Source organism: Pseudomonas sp. CFII64, assembly GCF_000416235.1.
Taxonomy (GTDB): domain Bacteria; phylum Pseudomonadota; class Gammaproteobacteria; order Pseudomonadales; family Pseudomonadaceae; genus Aquipseudomonas.
In genome coordinates, this window is the sequence record NZ_ATLO01000047.1 from 63,171 (window position 1) to 77,724 (window position 14,554).

Here is a 14,554-nt window from a genome sequence, read left to right on the forward strand (position 1 = left end):
GCGTAAAAAAAATAATTAGTGGGAGTTCACACACATGCTGAAAACCAAGCCGACTCACGTCCGCTATTTGATCCTGCTCATGCTGTTCCTGGTGACCACGATCAACTACGCCGACCGCGCCACCATCGCTATCGCAGGTTCAAGCCTGCAAAAAGACCTTGGCATCGACGCCGTCACTCTCGGGTTCATCTTCTCTGCATTTGGTTGGGCCTACGTGGCCGGTCAGATCCCGGGCGGCTGGCTGCTCGACCGCTTCGGTTCCAAAAAAATCTACGCCCTGAGTATTTTCACCTGGTCGCTGTTCACCTTGCTGCAAGGCTATGTCGGTGAATTCGGTGTCTCCTCTGCAATCATCGTGCTGTTCATGCTGCGCTTCATGGTAGGTCTGGCCGAAGCGCCTTCCTTCCCTGGCAACGCCCGCATCGTGGCTGCCTGGTTTCCGACCGCCGAACGTGGCACGGCATCCGCCATCTTCAACTCCGCGCAATACTTCGCCACTGTGCTGTTCGCGCCTTTGATGGGCTGGATCGTCTACACCTATGGCTGGCAGCATGTGTTCGTCGTGATGGGTGCCATCGGCATCGTGTTCTCGGTGGTCTGGATGAAAGTCATCTACAGCCCGCGCGAACACCCACGCATCAACAAGGAAGAGTTCGATCACATCGCCAACAACGGCGGCATGGTCGATATGGATCAGGACAAAGGCAAAGGCAGCAGCTCGGGCCCGAAATGGGACTACATCCGTCAATTGCTGACCAACCGCATGATGCTTGGCATCTACCTGAGCCAGTACTGCATCAACGGCATCACCTACTTCTTCCTGACCTGGTTCCCGGTGTATCTGGTTCAGGAACGCGGCATGACCATCCTCAAGGCCGGTATCATTGCGTCCTTGCCAGCGATCTGCGGCTTTATTGGTGGCGTGTTGGGCGGGATCATTTCCGACTACCTGCTGCGTAAGGGCCATTCCCTGACCTTCGCTCGCAAAGCACCGATCATTGGCGGTCTGTTGCTGTCGACGACCATCGTCGCGTGCAACTATGTCGACGTCGAATGGATGGTGGTGGGCTTCATGGCACTGGCGTTCTTCGGTAAAGGTGTAGGCGCACTGGGTTGGGCGGTCATGTCCGATGCCTCGCCGAAACAGATTGCCGGTTTGAGCGGCGGCCTGTTCAACACTTTCGGTAACATTGCATCGATCACTACCCCCATCGTGATTGGCTACATCATCAGCACCACTGGCTCGTTCAAATGGGCGCTGGTGTTCGTGGGTGCCAATGCCGTCGTGGCAGTGTTCAGCTACATCTTCATCGTGGGTGAGATCAAACGCGTTGAATTGAAAGAGCCTCCAACCAAGGGGCCACTGATTGGCGATAACGCCAGCGACCTTTCTCAAGCTAAATCCTGAGGAAAACCGTGATGAACCTGATTCAACATGCCGATTCGCCACGTTACATCCGGCTCCATGAGCTGGACAACGTGGTCGTGGTGGTCAACGACCAGGGTGTGCCAGCCGGCACCGAGTTCGACAATGGCCTGGTGACCATCGACAACGTACCGCAGAGCCACAAGGTCAACACCGTCGATATCGCCGAAGGCGAGCCGATTATCCGTTACGGGCATACCATTGGTTATGCCTTGCAGCCGATTCCACGGGGCAGTTGGGTCAGGGAAGATCAGCTGCGCATGCCGTCCGCGCCAGCGCTGGACAGCTTGCCGATGTCTGACGCGGTGCCGCAACAGCAGGCGCCGCTGGAAGGGTTCACCTTCGAGGGTTACCGCAACGCCGACGGCACCGTCGGCACGCGCAACATTCTTGGCATCACCACTACCGTGCAGTGCGTGACCGGTGTGCTGGACCATGCGGTCAAGCGCATTCGTGACGAGTTGCTGCCCAAATACCCGAACGTCGATGACGTGGTGGCGCTGACCCACAGCTACGGCTGCGGCGTTGCCATTACGGCCACTGACGCATACATCCCGATTCGTACCGTGCGCAATCTGGCCCGCAACCCGAACCTGGGCGGCGAAGCGTTGGTCATCAGTCTGGGCTGCGAGAAATTGCAGGCCGGACAGGTTATGCATGAAGACGACAGCTCGGTGGATCTCAGTGATCCATGGCTCTACAAGCTTCAGGATTCCAGCCACGGCTTCAATGAAATGATCGAGCAGATCATGGAACTGGCTGAAGTGCGCCTGAAAAAACTCGATCAGCGTCGTCGCGAAACGGTGCCGGCCTCCGAGTTGATTCTGGGCATGCAGTGCGGTGGCAGCGATGCGTTTTCCGGCATTACCGCCAACCCTGCCTTGGGTTACGCCTCGGACCTGTTGCTGCGCGCCGGTGCCACGGTGATGTTTTCCGAAGTCACCGAAGTGCGGGACGCCATCTACTTGCTCACCGCCCGCGCCGAGTCGCAGGAAGTGGCCGAAGAACTGGTTCGCGAAATGGACTGGTACGACCGGTACCTGGCCAAAGGTGAAGCGGATCGCAGCGCCAACACCACGCCGGGCAACAAGAAGGGCGGGTTGTCGAATATCGTCGAGAAGTCCCTGGGATCGATCGTCAAATCCGGCAGCAGCGCGATCAACGGGGTGCTTGGCCCTGGCGAACGCTTCAAGCGCAAAGGTCTGATTTTCTGTGCGACTCCAGCCAGCGATTTTGTCTGCGGTACCTTGCAGCTGGCCGCCGGGATGAACCTGCACGTGTTCACCACGGGACGCGGCACGCCTTACGGTCTGGCCATGGCGCCGGTGGTCAAGGTTTCGACCCGTACCGAGCTCGCTCAGCGCTGGCCGGACCTGATTGATATCGACGCAGGTCGCATCGCCACAGGCCGCGCCAGCATCGAAGACCTGGGATGGGAGCTGTTCCACTTCTATCTGGACGTGGCCAGCGGCAAGAAGAAAACCTGGACCGAGCACTATCGTTTGCACAACGACATTACTTTGTTCAACCCCGCGCCGATTACCTGATCTGGCGCAACTGGAGCGAGGCTTGCCTTGTTTAAGCGCGCCTCTGTGACTGGAGCGCAGCAATTGTAGGACCGGATTTATCCGGGAAGGCGTCAGTGCGGGCGATGAAGATTTTCATCGATTGCACCGGCCTCTTCGCGGGCAAGCGTCGCTCCAACGGAACCTGGGTTTCTACCCCGCCTTCCCCGCACAGAAATGCGCCAGGGTCAAAATGCTGCGGGTTATGGGCATTGGCACGTTGGCGCGTTCGGCCAGTTCCAGCACGGCATCGCCAATCGCCGCCAGTTCCAGCGGCAAGCCTTTCTCGAAGTCTTGCAGCATGGACGTGCGCACCGCACCCATGCTTGCGCCAAAGCGAATGAACGCTTCGCGGTCCATGCTCACGCTGGCGTCATAGGTCGTGGCAAGCAGCATCGCCTCCTGAAACATGCCCATTGCCAAGTCACGCATCTGCGGCAAGCCATAGATCTGCCCCAGCGTCGCGCCGGTGATCACCGAGACCGGATTGGACGTCAGGTTGGCGATGATTTTCGTCCACAACTGATCGCGTAACCGGTCGGTGCCTTGCGCCTCGATACCGGATGCCTCGATGAGTGCCCGCACGCGTTCCAGACGGGGCGTCAGTTTGTTATCCAGTTCACCGAAGATGATTCGATAAGGATCGTCGGATTTGACCACGCCAGGGCTCGGACATTGGGCGGTGACGAATACGACGCAGCCAATGATCTGGTTCAGATCCAGCGCATCGGTCAGCAGGCCGCCAGGGTCGACCGCTTCGATTCGTTCGCCATCGAAGCGACCGCCTTCGCCATGGAAGTACCACCACGGCACGCCATTGACCACCGGTATGACGACCGTTTGCGGGCCGATCAGGGGGCGGATTTTCGGCAGCATCTTGCTGAGGGAATGGGCTTTGGCGCAGAGAAATACCAGGTCCTGTTCGCCCAGGACGATTGCGTTGTCGCTGGCATTGACCCGCACGTGATGCTCTCCGTGCACATCGCTCAGGTGAATGCCGTCACGCTGCAGGATGCCCAGGGTTTCGCCCCGAGCGAACACATTGATCGCCTGGCCACTCAAGGCCATGCGGGCCGCCAGCGTGCAGCCGATAGCGCCCGCACCGGCGACGCAAATGCGCAGGGAAGAAGAATTCATGACGACTCCGACTGGAAAGACATCCCTAAAATGCTCCGGGATGTGCTCAGTATTTACCGGTCGGCAGTTGTCGCACAGCAGTTTTTACAGCTTGGCGGGGCGGTGCTGTTCAGACGCTTGCCGACACCAGTGATGTCGACAACATAGCCACGTCCCGCAGGTACTCCGGAGTCAGGTGGTTGTACCAGAGCAGAATCATCTCCACCAGGGACGTCACCAGCACCAGAAGGCCGACGCCCCATGCCGCTGCGGCGTAAAGAAACCCTTTGCCTTCATCCAGACGCATGAAGGTCGTGATGCCGACGAACAGCAGGTACGTCGAATACAGGCCCGCCAGGCCCAGCACGGCTATTGCCAGCCAGCGACTGGGATACAGGCCGGCCAAACCGGCGAGCATAAGCGGCGTAGCGGTATAGGCCGCGAAACCGATGCATTGATTGAGCGTCGGCCGGGCTTCGAACGTGCGGGACATCCAGCGGATGAACGCGCCCATGATGATCGTGCCGATCAGAATGGTTACGTAGAGCATCACGCACAGCTGCAACGCACTGCTCGGGGTCAAGCGAACGTTCTCACCTTCCGCCAGGCTCCAGCCCACTTGTGTGGTGCCGATGTACAGGCTTATCGCCGGTATCAACGCCAACACCAGCAAATGCAGCAGATAGTGGCGCGGGTGCTGTTCTTCGTCCTGGCGAATGTCCCGCCATGCATGTTCGGGGTGAGTGAACAATTTAATGAAGTGCGCAGTCATGGCAAATCCCTCTTGCTCTAAGCAGCCTCCAGATTACGGCACGCAGCCGTGTCAACTCGTTAGAGGTTAGTTGGCCGATGAGTTCAGCGCAAAAGGCTGAACGGTAGGTGGACTAATTCTGCTGCGCTGTGGGATGTAACTGTTCGGCCCGCTGGTCAACTTATTACACCGAGGTCTGAACTTTAGTTCGTCCAGCGACCTCCTTTTATTCAAGTACTGCAATTACTGGTATCAAAAAAGCCACTTGTTCGGGAGAACTCCATGCGCGCACTTACCTATCACGGGGCCCACGATGTCAGGGTCGAAACTGTCGCTGATCCGGTCATTCAGGAAGTTGACGATATCCTTCTGAAAGTCACGGCAACTGCCATCTGTGGCTCGGATTTGCACCTGTATCGCGGCAAGATTCCCGCCACCGAGCACGGCGATATTTTTGGTCATGAGTTCATGGGCATTGTCGAGGAAGTCGGCTCTCACGTCACGGCAGTCCAGCCGGGGGACCGCGTAGTCATCCCGTTTGTGATTGCTTGCGGCAGTTGCTTCTTCTGTCAGCTGGATCAATTCGCCGCCTGCGAAACCACCAACACCGGACGTGGCGCGATTCTGAATAAAAAGTCGATTCCACCTGGGGCCGCGCTGTTTGGTTTCAGTCACCTGTACGGCGGGATTCCGGGCGGCCAGGCGGAATACGTGCGGGTACCCAAAGGCAATACCGGGCCATTCAAGGTGCCAGGCACGCTGTCTGATGAAAAGGTGCTGTTCCTCTCAGACATTTTGCCCACCGCCTGGCAAGCGGTGCTCAATGCCGGCATTGGCAAGGGTTCCAGCGTCGCGATTTATGGCGCTGGCCCGGTCGGGCTGCTCAGTGCGGCGTGCGCGCGGATGCTGGGTGCGGAGAAGATCTTCATGGTCGATCACCACCCGTATCGCCTCGCCTACGCAGAGGCCACGTATGGCGTCATCCCGATCAACTTCGACGATGACGACGATCCGGCCGATACGATTATTCGCCAGACCGCTGGCATGCGTGGCGTTGACGGGGTGATCGATGCGGTGGGTTTCGAAGCCAAGGGCAGCACCACGGAAACCATTCTCGCCACCCTCAAGCTCGAAGGCAGCAGCGGTAAGGCGTTGCGCCAGTGCATCGCGGCGGTGCGTCGTGGCGGGACGGTGAGCGTGCCGGGTGTTTACGCCGGCTTCATCCACGGCTTCATGTTTGGTGATGCCTTCGACAAGGGCCTGACGTTCAAGATGGGCCAGACCCACGTGCAGCGTTATCTGCCGGAGTTGCTGGAACACATCGAAAGCGGCGCGTTGAATCCCGAAGCGATCATCACCCATCGGATGTCACTGGAAGAGGCGGCCGAAGGCTACAAGATCTTCGACAAGAAAGAAGAGGACTGCCGCAAGGTGATTCTCACGCCGGGTTTCGACAGTCGTGTCGGCGAACCGGAAGGCGTGGTAGTCCCGGCGGTTTAGGCAACCAGGGCCGGAGGTCTTGTTTGAAGACCTCCGGCGTTTCTGCAAAGGAGGTGTGAGATGGAAGTGTCTCAAGCAGGTATGTGGTTTGCGATTGGCGCTGCGGTGATCCTGCTGTTGGTGGATCTCTGGGCCATCAACAGTGTTTTTCGCAGCGACAAGAGCAGCGGCACCAAGACCATGTGGGCCATTGTCATTTTGCTGTTGCCCGTGGTAGGGCTGGCGATCTGGGGGCTTGAAGGCCCTCGCGGTGTCGTCAAAGGGCCCACTTCGCCCGAGCACAGCAAGGGTTGAAAGGCCTCAGGAATATTTCGACGAATGATGCGGGTAATCCACCAGACGTGCGCCGATCACCATTTCGCTGATCCAGTTGCTCAGCATCGAGCTGTAGATGCTTTGGCTGATGTCGCTGCTCAGCGCGTGGTCGGCGCCATCCACCAGCCGATACGTCAACGAATGCGCCAGCTCGAACGCGCCGCGATAACTCATCAACGTGGCATGCGGTACGTAGTCGTCCTGTTCTGATTCGATGAGCAGCACATCTCCCTTGAATTCCTTGCACGCCGCCAGCGCGCGATTGTCCGCCGCAGTCACGGCCGAGCGGCGATAGTGGGCGAGTTTGTCGCGATCCAGTTCTTGCTTGGGCATCTCCCAGTCGGCGTCCCAATACAGCGCCGGCACCCGCAAGGCCAGCCATTTGACCGGGCGCAACCCGCTGAGGATCGTCGCCAGATAACCGCCATAACTGCTGCCGATCACGGCGATGGCGCTGTCGTCGACGGCCGGGTGGCTGACCAGTCGGTCGTAAGCGGCGACCAGATCCGCCAGGCTGTCTTCACGAGACACGCGGGCGCGCATTTCATGGGTGCGTTCATGGCCGCGCAAATCGAATGTCAGGCACACGCAGCCCAGGCCCGTGATGTTTTTCGCCCGGGCCAGGTCACGCTGTTGGCTGCCGCCCCAGCCGTGGACGAACAGGATGCCGGGGATTTTCGCGCCTGGGGTCAGGATGGTTCCCGAGATCGACTGATCATCGACGGCAATTTCAATGCTTTCACTGCTGACGCTCATAAGGTTGAACCTGTGTGAATTTGGTAATGAAGCCCACGTCCGGGTCGTCGCCCTCGTAAAGCACATTGGCCCCTGCCGGGAGCGTAGTGGGGCCATAGATTTCGTGGGTGGAGGCGCAAATCGCCTGTAGGTCGGGATCGGCAGCGAATGCCAGCAAGGCTTCGACCTCCGCCGCGCTGGCGCCGCCGATACGCCAGGATTGCTCAAGCACGCCGGAGCAGCGCTCGCCTTGGGCGTTGGTGCCTTGGGCAATGTCGTAATTGCGTCGGGACGCGATCAAGTCGGGGAAACACTCAAAGGCCGCCTGCTCATAGCGCATCGCCTGAGTGATGGCTCGCCTGACGGATTCTTCGAGGGGTTGCTTGAGCAGCGTCTGATAATCGCCGCGCACGACCCACAGCGTGGAGCCGCCATAAACCGTTTCGCCCTGATTATCCTGAGTCAGGCATTGGGTGCCGTGATAACTGGCGGTGATCCCGGCAACGTTGACCTGACCGACGCTCAAAGTCACGACATCGGTCAGGTCCTCTTCCAGCACCAGCCCCCAGGTTTCGACTTCCGCCATGTCCTGCTGCGCGATGGCCTGGTCGAGCTCGGCTTGATCGTGGGCCACGATCTGGCCGCGACCCGCCGTCGCCAGCACCGGTTTTATGCGTACCGGTCCGTTGGCCAGAATCAGTCGGCCCGCGCGATCCGCGTCCTGTTGGTTGAACACGGTGTAACCGGACAGCACTGCGTCTGCGGTTTGCTCGTCAAACTGCTCGGACCAGCCGGGTGGCTTGGCAGTGGCGTTGGGTATAAGGGGATGGGAGATGGCCTTGGTGGCCATGAACGGCTGCGCGATCAACCCACCGAACAGGTCGTTGGCGTCCTCGATATGCAGCGCGCTGTTTTCCTGCTTGCCGATCAGCGTGTCGGAAGGGACGTAATACAGGCCAGATTGCATATGGATGGCCTCGTCATACAGACCTTCAAACTGCGTCCCGAGCAACCCGGCGATTTTTTCTGCCAGTGCCTGATGTACAACAATTTCATGTGTTGCGAGCTTTTTATGGGTGGACAAGAGAACTACGGCAGCTTTTTTGGTGCTCGTTCTGGATCCGCTCATTATCAACTCCTGGTCCATAGGATGATTGAGACAAACTTCGACCTGTGGTTTCGAGCGGGCGTTGACGGGTGGAGTTCCGCATTTCAGATGAGTGGTTTTAGCAGGGTTATTCCGCTTGTCGGGCGCGCATGAGACATAGCGCAAAATGCCGGGAAGCTATTACCTTGTTCATGCATTTTGCATGGGTGCGCGCTGTAAGTGCTTCGCTAATTAGTTGATTTAACATATATTTTGGATTTTTTGATTTTGGGCATGAAAGCTGCTCTGTTAGTTGTTACACGATTTAAGTGTCGAGCTACGCCAGCAACTAAAAATCAAGGCGACGTACACAGTCGCCATATTGCGGAGAAACCTGATGAACGCTATCGAACTGTTGGAACAAGACCATGTGCGCGTCAAAGACATCCTCGCTCAGCTGAGCGAATCAACCGACCGCGCGATCAAAAAACGTACTGACTTGCTGAACAAGCTGGAAATGGAACTGACCATCCATACCCAGCTTGAGGAAGAAATCCTCTATCCCGCTTTCAAGGAAGCCGGAGGCAAGGAGCAGGACGTCATGTACTACGAAGCCAAGGAAGAGCACCGCACCGTGGACTCGTTGGTGCTCCCGGATCTGAAAGTCACCGACCCGGGTTCGGCCGAATTTGCCGGTCGTGTGAAGGTGGTTAAAGAGCTGCTTGAGCATCACATTGAGGAAGAAGAAACCGAGATGTTCCCGCAGTGCAAGGACCTGCTCGGCAAAGAGCGCCTGGAAGAAATTGGCGCGCAGATGGAAACCTTGAAAGCCGAGCTGAAAAAACAACTGTCGGCGGTTAACAAGGCGGCGTAAAGCAGTGTTGTGGGAGCCGCTTGTTGGCGAGGCGATGGTCCTGAGTCATCAGAATCAAAGCTTCGCGAGCAAGCTTGCTCCCACTGGTTGGCGATTACGAGGTCTTCGCTGGATCGCCCAGAGTTTCACCTTCCCCCAATGCCTTGTATTCCTTGCGCAGTGCCTTGAGTTCTTTCTGATCCAGGTTGTCCAGGCTCAACAGCGCGTTCTGGGCGTCCTTGGTCACCCGCAATAACTCATCGATCTTGATGTGCAGAACGTCGTTGTCACGGTTCTGTGTGTTTTGAATCAGGAACACCATCAGAAAGGTAATGATGGTCGTCGAGGTATTGATGATCAGCTGCCACGTATCGTTGTAATGAAAATATGGCCCGCTCAAGCCCCATAACCCGATCAGCACGATCGCGGCCATGAATGTCCTGGCGCTGCCGGCCCACTTGGAAAGGCTCTGAGAAAACTTCGAAAATTTCATTGCTGGGACCATTAGTTGAAGTGATGAACTAAAGACCGCGCAGGTATCCCGAAATTTCTACTTACAAATGAAATTAAATTTAGAAGGCCTCTCTGCGACGAATCTCTCCACCCGTGGGAGCCGAGCTTGCTCGCGAAGAACGATAACGCGGTGTGTCCGGCCTACCGAGTCGGCTGGTTCGCGGGCAAGTCGGAACGCCGCCCGCTCGCTCCAACGAGCCCACAAATCCCGGACAAAAAAAGACCCGCTACGCGGCGGGCCAATGGGATTCAACAGGAGTGATTTCAGGTTAGGGGCGCAAACGTGAAAGGTGTGTGAAATGGATGTCGCAGAAACGCGAAGCCCGGCAATCGCCGGTCTTGGTAGAGCGTCGAACATATTCAGCGCGCTTGAGCAGACGCCTGTCTCGCCGATTGGCCCTGAGCATTCGCTGGAAAGGTATGCGGTGCGTTGAGTCTCGACGCCATTCGGTCGGCGAATTCCTTGGCTTCAATCAAACTTCGACATTTGACCGGGTAGTTGTCCAGCTTCACGACCCAATTGGCCCCGTGAGTACCTTCTTCAATTTGGATAAGCATCAGTAAGCATCTCCATTAATAAGTCGGTGAACACCATGCCGCGCGTCAGCGGCGAGAAATCAGCGAGAAAATCCTGCGCCGAATAGGGTGGATGAGCCAGCAAAAAATTACCTAACCGATGAAACGCCGCGACCATTGCGGAGGCTCTATCAGTTCAGATGCGCTTTAAGTTCGGCACCGGCCTGACGCATGGCGGCTTTCACTTCCGGGATCTGATGCAGCGGGTTGAGCAGACCGTAATCGTGAACCATGCCGTTGTAACGCACCGCAGTCACTTCGACTCCGGCGGCGTCGAGTTTGCGGGCATAGGCTTCGCCTTCATCACGCAGCACATCGGCGCCGGCAGTCTGGATCAATGCTGGCGGCAGGCCGCGCAGCTGGTCGGTGCTGGCCTGCAAGGGCGAGGCATGGATCTGCGCACGTTCGCTGGCGTTGGTGGTGTAGCTGTCCCAGAACCACTGCATCATGCCTTTGGTCAGGAAGTGACCCTCGGCGAATTCGTTATACGAGGCGGTATCGAACTTCGCATCGGTCACCGGCCACAGCAACAGCTGGAAACGCAATTTCGGGGTGTTCTGTTCTTTAGCCATCAAGCTGACCACCGCCGCCATGTTGCCGCCGACGCTGTTACCGGCCACTGCCAGGCGTGAGCCGTCGACGCCGATTTCCTTGCCGTGCTCGGCAACCCATTTAGTGGCGGCGTAAGCCTGATTGATCGCAGTCGGGTAATGCGTTTCCGGGGACGGCGTGTAATTGACATAAACCGCTACCGCGCCGGAATTCACCACCAGGTCACGAATCAGGCGTTCGTGAGTCGGGTAGTCGCCCAGCACCCAGCCGCCACCGTGGAAGAACATGAACACCGGCAAGTCGCCTTTGACGTTGGCCGGACGCACGATTTTCAAACCGATGGATTCGCCTGCCACCTTGATGGAGCGGTCGCTGACTTGAACTCCGGAAAGATCCACCTTCACCGATTGTTGCGCGCCGGTCAGCACTGCACGAGCGTCTTTCGGGCTCAGCTGCTCAAGCGGCTTGCCGCCACCTGCTGCCAGGGCGTTGAGAAACCCTTGGGTCTGGTGTTCGACATAAGTGCTTTCAGCAGCGAACGCCGTGTTGATAGACAGGGCAAGTACGGTCAGGGAAGCGGCTTTCTGGATGAAGTTCATGATGATAGTCCTTGATGATCAGTGAGTAGTGGTTGGGCTGTGTCAGCACCATGAACGTAGATTAGTGTTCATCAGGAATGTGATAAAGCGGCTGACGAGCGTTTGACTGTCAACCTGAGCGAGACAGTTGCGCAGGCCGCTGCAACGAACTGCTCCCTGTTCTTGTCTATCCCTTATCTTCTCGTTGTGGACTTTTGACATGTCGCCCAATCGTGGCCTTGTATTGCTCGCCCGTGGTGGCTACGCCGCCCGTGGCCTGGTTTATCTCATCATCGGTTTCTTTGCGCTGCTTGCCGCGCTGGGTTCCGGGCAGCCGGCAGACAGCCACAGCAGCCTGGAAAAACTCCTCGGCCAGCCGTTTGGCCACGCCTTGGTCGGTATTGTCGTCGTGGGCCTGATTGCCTTTTCCGCCTGGCGCTTGCTGCAAGCGACCCGGGATGTGGACCATCACGGCACAGGCTTTAAAGGCATCGCCATTCGCGCAGGCCTGCTGGCGGGTGCCGTCAGCAATGCGTTGCTGGCCTTCTTTGCCTTGAGCCTGTTGATCAGCGGTTTGAAAAGCTCAAGCGGCTCCAAGGACGGCGGCAAGACCGAAGATTTTCTGACGACGCTGCTGTCATGGGATCACTCGAACCTGCTGATCTATGTAGTGGCGCTGGTGCCGTTGGTGGTGGGGATTATTCATATCGTCAAAGGCTGGAAAGCGACGTTCGAAAAATATTTCGAAGCCGACGAACAGGTCATGCGCTATGTGCGGCCCATCTCACGCTTCGGCCTGATTGCTCGCGGCGTGGCTTTCATTGAAATCTCGGCGCTGCTGGCCGTCAGCGGCTCCAGCTACCAGGCCATGCACCCGCCCGGAATGAAGGACGCCATGAACGGTCTGCAAAACCTGCCAATGGGTTGGCTGGTGCTGTCGGTGGTTGCGGTCGGGCTGATGGCGTTTGCCGTTTACAGCTTTGCCGAAGCGATGTGGCGCAGGATCAACATGGATGTGCCGGATGCTCCCCACTCATTCAAAAAACATGTCGGTATGTGACGGCCGAGATGCTCATGCCTGGCGGACGGGCTCGCTTTCGAACACCTTGGTCTGATTGCGGCCCGTTCGTTTGGCTTTATAAAGAGCTGCATCGGCCTTGCCGATAATCTCAGCAATGCTCTCGTCGCCAGCAGGGATGAGCGTGTGGCAACCGAGGCTGATGGTCAATTTGCCGAGGGGATTGGCGTCATGCGTGATATTCAGGTCTGCAACGCGGTTGCGAATCAGCTCGGCAATAACCCATGCGCCCGCCGCATCAGTACCGGGCAGCAGCACGGCAAATTCTTCGCCGCCGAACCTGACGGCCAGATCGGAAGGCCGTTGGCTGCACTGCTGCACGGTTTCGGCCACCTGTGCCAGGCAACGATCCCCCGCAATATGCCCGTAGGCATCATTAAAACTCTTGAAAAAATCGATATCCATCATGATCAGGCTGACAGGCTGTCGTTGCCGCGCACCGCGTTTCAATTCGGTCTTGAACGACGTCTCAAACAACCTGCGATTGGCGAGCCCGGTCAGAGCGTCATGGGTCGCCAGCAGCTCCAGAGCGCTCTGCGCCTTGCGCAGATCAGCCTCGACTCTGATGCCGTTTTTAACTTGCACAATCACCAGAAAACCAAAAAGACATATCACTACAATGACGCCGCCGGTGATCAAACTAGTGCGATACGCGGTGTTGTACCACTCGTGGAGAATGGCGCTTTCTGAAACGGCCGCGGCCACCACCAGCGGGTACTTGCTCAGCCATTTGTAACCCACGATTCTGACTTGCCCATCCAGGGCCGATTTGATCAGCGCAGTATTCGACAGGGGATTGGCGTTATGCTCACGAAATATCTCACCGTTGGCGATTGATACCCCGACGAGCTTGCTGGTCCAGGGCCGCCTGGTGAGCAATGTGCCGTCGGCCGAAGCAAGCAACATGGCGCCATTGGTATCGATATTGAAACCTTTGAAAAAATCATCGAAGTACGTCATGTTCAGCGCCGCAAGTACCACACCCTCAAACTCTCCCTGGGCATTATTGATCCTTCGCGATAGGGGAATGATCCACTCGCCGTTCTCGCGGCTGCGAATGGGCGCGCCAATATGCGGTGACAAATCGGGATTAGTTTCGTGGTATTTGAAATAGGCGCGATCAGCGACAGTCGTTTCGGTAGGCATCTGCGCAAATGAACTGATCAGCCAGTTGCCGTGGGCATCAAAGACGAACAGACCATGCAGCTGGCTCAGCGCTTGAACCTGGCTGAGCAGCAGGTCGTGCAGGCGGATTTTCTGGGGTGACTCGTGACCGTAGGCTTGCAGCCAGCCAAGCAGATTCTGCAGAGCGAAATCGGCTTCATCGAAGGTGTCTTCAGCTTGCTGCGCCATCGCGCGGGCAATATTGGATGACGATATCTCGGCCTGCTTCAATTCATGCCGTTTGGCCTCGGCCAGGTGCAGTGCAAGTAGGCCAAGCAAGGCAATGCAGACGAATCCGATGAAGAAAACCGTGAGCACTATCAGCGGAAGACGTTTCAAGCGGTCTTCGGTAACTGCAACTTCATGGATCACTACTGGCATATAGATTCTTAAATAAAGAGCTGCTGATGGATGAGAATTAATACCTTATAGAAAGTAAGTCTATCCAGATACTGCTTGGCTAGCAATTGGCCATTTCTCTGCTTCCAAAAATATGGCGCTGGTTGTTTGGCACTTTCGGCAGGTGCTTCGTTGATGTACCTGCCATTCACAAGTTTAATCTTGCCTGTAAAGGCTTGATTAACTTACGGGTGTCAGGCTGGCAAATGAGTTGAGCAAGTGTTTGGAATGTTTTGGCTCAAGCCTGGTGATATTTCGTCATCGCGCCACCGCCGATGTCGCTTCAAGCGCGATGGCCGCGCCAGTCATCCGGTTTTGCGAGGGTCGACTTCAGATTTATGCGCTG

The 14,554-nt window shown here is 57.2% G+C and carries 15 protein-coding genes; 6 read left to right on the plus strand and 9 right to left on the minus strand.

All coding sequences use genetic code 11. The features are described from left to right. Positions 1-34 precede the first annotated feature (34 nt). Both CFII64_RS22385 and garD read left to right on the plus strand, forming a co-directional pair. Positions 35-1,408, plus strand: coding sequence for an MFS transporter (locus CFII64_RS22385; RefSeq protein ID WP_020293131.1), 1,374 nt, complete (start codon positions 35-37; stop codon positions 1,406-1,408). A gap of 11 nt (positions 1,409-1,419) precedes the next feature. Further along, positions 1,420-2,973, plus strand: coding sequence for a galactarate dehydratase (gene garD, locus CFII64_RS22390; protein WP_020293132.1), 1,554 nt, complete (start codon positions 1,420-1,422; stop codon positions 2,971-2,973). 171 nt (positions 2,974-3,144) lie between these two features. Here the strand turns inward: garD and CFII64_RS22395 are convergent, their stop codons facing one another. Then, a complete protein-coding gene (locus tag CFII64_RS22395) occupies positions 3,145-4,128 on the minus strand; it encodes a ketopantoate reductase family protein (RefSeq protein WP_020293133.1) in 984 nt (327 codons plus the stop codon). 109 nt (positions 4,129-4,237) lie between these two features. Continuing rightward, on the minus strand, positions 4,238-4,879 hold the full coding sequence (locus CFII64_RS22400; protein ID WP_020293134.1) for a Yip1 family protein: 642 nt from the start codon (positions 4,877-4,879) through the stop codon (positions 4,238-4,240). A gap of 261 nt (positions 4,880-5,140) precedes the next feature. Between CFII64_RS22400 and CFII64_RS22405 the strand changes: the two genes are divergently transcribed. Continuing rightward, entirely contained in the window at positions 5,141-6,358 is a 1,218-nt protein-coding gene (locus CFII64_RS22405) for a zinc-dependent alcohol dehydrogenase (RefSeq protein ID WP_020293135.1), read from the plus strand. Between the two features lie 60 nt (positions 6,359-6,418). Continuing rightward, positions 6,419-6,652: a PLD nuclease N-terminal domain-containing protein gene (locus CFII64_RS22410; protein ID WP_020293136.1), complete on the plus strand. Its 234-nt coding sequence runs from the start codon at positions 6,419-6,421 to the stop codon at positions 6,650-6,652. Between the two features lie 6 nt (positions 6,653-6,658). Here CFII64_RS22410 and CFII64_RS22415 read toward each other — a convergent pair whose 3' ends face one another. Further along, positions 6,659-7,429: a S9 family peptidase gene (locus tag CFII64_RS22415; protein ID WP_020293137.1), complete on the minus strand. Its 771-nt coding sequence runs from the start codon at positions 7,427-7,429 to the stop codon at positions 6,659-6,661. Next, entirely contained in the window at positions 7,413-8,537 is a 1,125-nt protein-coding gene (locus tag CFII64_RS22420) for a DUF3182 family protein (protein WP_020293138.1), read from the minus strand. Before CFII64_RS22420 ends, CFII64_RS22415 begins: the two co-directional genes overlap by 17 nt. Before the next feature lie 355 nt (positions 8,538-8,892). Here CFII64_RS22420 and CFII64_RS22425 point away from each other — a divergent pair, with 355 nt between their 5' ends. After that, positions 8,893-9,369, plus strand: a complete 477-nt coding sequence (locus CFII64_RS22425) for a hemerythrin domain-containing protein (RefSeq protein ID WP_020293139.1) — start codon at positions 8,893-8,895, stop codon at positions 9,367-9,369. A gap of 94 nt (positions 9,370-9,463) precedes the next feature. On the opposite strand, the gene CFII64_RS22430 is transcribed toward CFII64_RS22425, so the two are convergent. From CFII64_RS22430 to CFII64_RS22440, 4 genes are all read right to left on the minus strand, one after another. Further along, the gene (locus CFII64_RS22430; protein WP_044901619.1) at positions 9,464-9,841 is read right to left on the minus strand and encodes a low affinity iron permease family protein; all 378 of its coding nucleotides are present in this window, start codon (positions 9,839-9,841) and stop codon (positions 9,464-9,466) included. Positions 9,842-10,221: 380 nt separating this feature from the next. After that, positions 10,222-10,419, minus strand: coding sequence for a hypothetical protein (locus CFII64_RS30600; RefSeq protein ID WP_044901620.1), 198 nt, complete (start codon positions 10,417-10,419; stop codon positions 10,222-10,224). Next, positions 10,403-10,555 (minus strand): hypothetical protein, encoded by a 153-nt coding sequence (locus CFII64_RS29870; protein WP_020293141.1) that lies wholly within the window; start codon positions 10,553-10,555, stop codon positions 10,403-10,405. The genes CFII64_RS30600 and CFII64_RS29870 overlap by 17 nt, the downstream gene beginning before the upstream one ends. Before the next feature lie 13 nt (positions 10,556-10,568). Next, positions 10,569-11,588, minus strand: a complete 1,020-nt coding sequence (locus tag CFII64_RS22440) for an alpha/beta hydrolase (RefSeq protein ID WP_020293142.1) — start codon at positions 11,586-11,588, stop codon at positions 10,569-10,571. 199 nt (positions 11,589-11,787) lie between these two features. Between CFII64_RS22440 and CFII64_RS22445 the strand changes: the two genes are divergently transcribed. Then, on the plus strand, positions 11,788-12,627 hold the full coding sequence (locus tag CFII64_RS22445) for a DUF1206 domain-containing protein (RefSeq protein WP_020293143.1): 840 nt from the start codon (positions 11,788-11,790) through the stop codon (positions 12,625-12,627). Between the two features lie 12 nt (positions 12,628-12,639). Here CFII64_RS22445 and CFII64_RS22450 read toward each other — a convergent pair whose 3' ends face one another. After that, positions 12,640-14,190: a sensor domain-containing diguanylate cyclase gene (locus CFII64_RS22450; protein WP_020293144.1), complete on the minus strand. Its 1,551-nt coding sequence runs from the start codon at positions 14,188-14,190 to the stop codon at positions 12,640-12,642. Between the last annotated feature and the right edge of the window lie 364 nt (positions 14,191-14,554).